This is a genomic window from Streptomyces solincola, assembly GCF_002982015.1.
Classification (GTDB): domain Bacteria; phylum Actinomycetota; class Actinomycetes; order Streptomycetales; family Streptomycetaceae; genus Streptomyces; species Streptomyces solincola.
Genome location: NZ_PVLV01000250.1, coordinates 1 through 3,143 on the forward strand (window position 1 = coordinate 1; position 3,143 = coordinate 3,143).

Here is a 3,143-nt window from a genome sequence, read left to right on the forward strand (position 1 = left end):
GCGCCGTCGGGTCGTGGTCGCGCAGGTCGCCGCGGTCGGAGTTCATGGTGCCGAGGTAGACGCCGGTGCGGCTGCCGGCGACGGTGTCGGCGGCGATGCCGGCCCGCTCCAGGGCTTCCCAGGAGGCTTCCAGCACCAGCCGCTGCTGCGGGTCCATGGACACCGCCTCGCGGGGGCTGATGCCGAAGAAGGCGGCGTCGAAGCGCTCCACGTGCTCGTCGGCGAGGAAACCGCCCTCGCAGCCGTAGCTCTTGCCCTCGGCTTCGGGGTCCGGGTCGTAGACGTCGAGGGTGCGCCAGCGCTCGGGGAAGCCGCCGATGGCGTCACCCCCGGAGGCCAGCAGGTCCCAGAAGCCCTCGGGCGAGGCGATGCCGCCGGGCAGCTTGCAGGCCATCGCCACGACCGCCACCGGCTCGTCGGAGCCGTCGGCGGTGCGGGCGGCCCTCCGTCGGCCGTCCGCCGGGGCGGCGGCCTCAGGGGTCAACTCCAGCTTGCTCAAAACCAGTTCGGCGATGGCGGCGGGCGTGGGGTAGTCGAAGGCGACCGTGGCGGGCAGTGCGACACCGGTCTCCGCGGAGAGCCGGCGGCGCAGCTCGACGGCCATCAGCGAGTCGAGGCCGACCTCCTTGAACACCTGGTCCGCGCCGATGGTCTCCGGGCCCGGCATGCCGAACACGCCGGCCGCCTCGGTGCGTACGAGGGTGGTGACGGTGGCCAGCCGGTTCTGCGGGCCCGCGGCCAGCAGGCGGCCCCTGAGGCCGGAGGGGGCGCCGTCCGCTTCGCCGGCCCGGCGGCGGCGGGGCCGCACCAGGCCCCGCAGCAGCGGCGGCACGTCCGATCCGGTGTCCTGGGCGCGCTGGAGCGCCTCCAGCTCCAGCTTGACCGGCACCAGGTGCGGCCGGTCATGGCCGAGGGCGGCGTCGAGCGCGGCCAGGCCCTGGGCGGGGGTGAGCGCGCCCACGCCCTGGCGGCGCAGCCGGGCCAGCTCGGCGTCCCCGAGGTTCGCGGTGAGTCCGACGCCGGCCTGCTGCCACAGGCCCCAGGACAGGCTGGCGCCGGGCAGGCCGAGGCCCCGGCGGCGGGCGGCGAGCGCGTCGACGAAGGCGTTGGCGGCGGCGTAGGTGCTCTGCCCCGCGCCGCCGAGGACGCCGGCGGCGGACGAGAACAGCACGAACGCGGCCAGGTCGAGGCCGAGTTCACGGCTCAGCTCGTCCAGGTGCAGGGCGCCGGCCGCCTTCGGCGCCCAGACCGCGGCGAGCCGGGCGGCGTCCTGTGAGACGACCAGGCCGTCGTCCAGGACCGCGGCGAGGTGGAAGACGCCGGTCCAGGGGTGCGCGGGGTCGACGGAGGCCAGCAGCCGGCCCGTCTGCTCGCGCTCGGCGACATCGCAGGCCGCGATCCGGACGCTGGCGGCCCCGTCGCCGGTCAGCGCCCGGACCAGCTCGTCGGCGCCGGGGGCGTCCGGTCCCTGCCGGGAGGTCAGCACCAGGTGGCGCACCCCGTGCCGGCGGACCAGGTGCCGGGCCAGCTCGCGGCCCAGCTCGCCGGTGCCGCCGGTGACGAGGACGGTGCCGTCCGGGTCGAGCGCCCGGCCGGCGGCGTCGGCGGGGGCGGCCGGGGCGAGCCGGGGGGCGCGGATCTCCTCGGCGCGCAGGGCGAGTTCCGGCTCGCCGGCGGTGTCCAGGGCGCGGCCCAGCAGCGCGGTGTCACCGGGCCGGGCCGGGTCGAGGTCGATCAGCCGCAGGAGGCGGTCGGCGTGCTCGGTGCGGGCGGTGCGCAGCAGCCCCCACACCGGGGCGCGGGTCGCGTCGGGCACATCGCGCGCGTCGGCGTGGACGGCCCCGCTGGTCAGCCAGACCAGCTCGGCGGCCGCCAGGTGCGGGGCGTCCAGCAGCCGCCGCAGGGTGCCGAGCGCGTCGGCCGTCAGCCGCTCGGCGTCGGCGGGCGCGGCCCCGGGCTCCGCCGTGAGGTCCACGACGATCCGGCCGGGCGCGGCCGCCTCGTCGTCCTCCGCCGGGCCGGCCGGCAGGGCGTCCACGTCGGCCGCGTGGTGCGCGCCGAGGGCGGTGGCGAGGGCTCCGTCCCCGCCGAGCACCCACACCGGGCCGCCCGCCGGGGCGCTCCCGGTGCGCGGCGCGGCACGGAAGTCGACCTGGTAGAGGTGCTGGCCGGTACCGCCGGCGGCGCGGATCTGCTCGGGCCGCGCCGCGCGCAGCCGAAGCGTGCCGCGGGCGACCGGCTGCCCGGCCGGGTCGGCCACGTCGAGAGTGACGGCCTCCTCGCCGGGCACGGCAGCCACCCGGACCCGCAGCTCGCTGCCGCCGGTGGCGTGCAGCTCGACATCGGTCCACTCGAACGGCAGCAGGACGTGCCCGTCGCCGGCGTCGTCCTGGACGGCGACCAGGGCGTGCAGGGCGGCGTCCAGCAGGGCCGGGTGCAGCCCGAAGCGGTCGGGGGCCAGGCCCTCGGGCAGCTTCACCAGGCCGTACGCGGTGCCGCCCGCCCGCCAGAGTTCGGTCAGGCCCTGGAAGGCGGGCCCGTACTCCAGGCCGCGGGCGGCGAAGTCCTCGTAGAAGGAGTCCAGCGGCAGCCGCTCCGCCCCGGGCACGGGCCAGCGGGTGAGGTCGGCCGCGCCGCCCTCGGTCACGGCGGCGTCCCCGGTGGGCGCGGCGTCCCCGGCGGCGGACAGCTCACCGCTCGCGTGCTGACGCCAGGCCGTACCGGCGGGCGCGTTCTCCGGGCGGCTGTGGATGGTGATCGGGCGGCGGCCGGCCCCGTCGGGCGCGCCCACGGAGAGCTGGAGCCGGACCGGGTCGTCGTCCGTGAGGACCAGCGGCTCCAGCAGGGTGAGCCCGGCGACGCCCGGCGCGCCCACGTGCTCCGCCGCGCTCAGGGCCAGCTCCAGCAGCCCGGTGCCGGGCACCAGGACGGTGCCGTGCACGGCGTGGTCGGTCAGCCAGGGGTGTTCGGCCGGCGCCAGCCGTCCGGTGAGCAGCAGCCCGTCGGCGTCGGCCGTCTCGGTGACCGCGCCCAGCCAGGGGTGCTCGGCCCCGCTGAGGCCCACCGAGCGGACGTCCCCGTCGCGCTTCGCCGGCGCGTGCCAGAAGCGTTCCCGCTGGAAGGCGTACGTGGGGAGGGCGGCG

At 78.3% G+C, this 3,143-nt stretch carries 1 protein-coding gene; it reads right to left on the minus strand.

What is annotated here, in order from left to right:
- On the minus strand, positions 1-3,143 hold a 3,143-nt coding region (locus C6N75_RS16945), incomplete at both ends, for a type I polyketide synthase (RefSeq protein WP_146132586.1).